The organism is Xenorhabdus sp. PB61.4 (assembly GCF_963894935.1).
Lineage (GTDB): Bacteria > Pseudomonadota > Gammaproteobacteria > Enterobacterales > Enterobacteriaceae > Xenorhabdus > Xenorhabdus stockiae.
This window is the reverse complement of sequence record NZ_CAWQJR010000126.1, coordinates 1-1,561: the sequence shown is the minus strand read 5'-3', so window position 1 is coordinate 1,561 and position 1,561 is coordinate 1. Positions and strand designations below refer to the sequence as shown.

The following is a 1,561-nucleotide window of genomic DNA, read 5'->3' as shown; positions in this document are numbered from 1 at the left end:
ATATTGTATACCTTCCACATATAATGGAATTTGACAATAAGGTAGAGATTTATTATTACTAGTTCTTGGATATATTACCATATTTAATTTCGGATGAGATTTATCTGGATTGTTTGGATATTGTGCTGGAGTAAGGTCATTAACAACAGTGCTCCCTATAACGAAAGGCTCTAATGAACTTATATCTATGCTACCATCTACTGATGAATGTTGTGTATAGGTAACTTTTTTAACAGTGGCGCCTGCAATGTTAGTTGAAAACGTTAATTTTATAGCAGATGTGTCTTCGTAATTTTTTATTTCAATAATAAAAGGAAATACCATTTTATTATTAGTATCATCAATGTTTATTTTTCTATTAGTATCTTCATAAGGTTTTATAGATATATTTGCATTTGGTGGATTATTTTCAATTGTAATATTACTGGTTCTAAGTACCTTATGTGTAGAATCTCCGATATAAGTGGCTATTATAATAAGATTTGATCCTTGAAAAACATCAGAGCCTTTAAAATCAATAGATAAACTATCAGCCATAATATTAGTCCTTAAATTTTAATAAGTAACAATTATTATTTGAATAGATCTATATATAAATAATAAAAAAGCTTTTATTATTTATATGCTTTATAAAGGGCCTTATTATAAAAATAAATAATAATTTTCATTAAATCTATAATAAAAATTATTATTCACCTTGGGTTCACATATTAAGTGCAACACCATAATAAACGAAGTAAATGAGTTTATGTTCCTTTAAATCACTCATTCGGTGTTCTGTAATCACGTGTTTTACGAGGACGATTGTTTAAACGGTTTGCCACCAAGTTAACTTCTCGCTCCGAGACCTTATTAGAATCGATTCCTTTTGGGAAGTAATCTCTGATTAATCCATTCGTGTTCTCATTTATTTCTCTCTCTCTTCCAAGGGAAATAGGTGTGAGAAAAATAAATTTTTGTCCCTGATAAGTGTCTCGTTACAGCTTTTGCGACACCTTCTGCTGTTTTATCTTTAAGCTTAATGATGAGAGTAAATAACGACTTCCGTTCAACTAACGTCAATAACGCACTTTTATGATCTTCATCCACAATGGTATCGCCTTCCCAATCACCAATACGCTGCTTTTTATCAACACATTTTGGGCGTTTTTTCAATGCTGATCCTTTACCTCTGTATTCATGACTTCAATAGCGTTTATGATAAAGAGCATAAAAATCTGTGAGGCACTTTGTTCAATCGGCGATAGAATGAGCAATTAAACCTGTTTTTCTCAGGTAGCTCGCCATGAAAACCTATATTGTGAAAGTGGCCCTTCGGTGGAGCAGCCCAGTGGTCTGGTGCCGATTCAGGCTATCAGGCGAGACATCTTTAGCCGCTTTTCATTATATTATTCAGCTCGCGCAGGGATGGCAGGATGATCACCTTCACCAATTCCGTATTTATAGTAAAGGGAACCTCTAAAAACTTTTCACAGCCACAAAATTGAGTAAAATGTAGACACAGTATATCTCTGCAAGGTAGCGCCGTCATGATACCGCCTCGTTCTGCTTTAAAAAAAGA

Annotated in this window: 2 protein-coding genes and 1 pseudogene; 1 reads left to right on the top strand and 2 read right to left on the bottom strand. The window is 33.3% G+C overall.

Translation table 11 applies throughout. From position 1 onward, the window contains the following. Positions 1 to 537: hypothetical protein (locus tag AACX68_RS07275; protein WP_228860854.1), on the bottom strand; the 537-nt coding region annotated here is incomplete at its 3' end. Between the two features lie 224 nt (positions 538 to 761). Then, a pseudogene (locus tag AACX68_RS07270) lies at positions 762 to 1,182 on the bottom strand (IS30 family transposase); the annotation flags it as partial. Positions 1,183 to 1,285: 103 nt separating this feature from the next. Between AACX68_RS07270 and AACX68_RS07265 the strand changes: the two are divergent. Next, the gene (locus AACX68_RS07265) at positions 1,286 to 1,462 is read left to right on the top strand and encodes a plasmid pRiA4b ORF-3 family protein (RefSeq protein WP_228860853.1); all 177 of its coding nucleotides are present in this window, start codon (positions 1,286 to 1,288) and stop codon (positions 1,460 to 1,462) included. Positions 1,463 to 1,561: the final 99 nt, after the last annotated feature.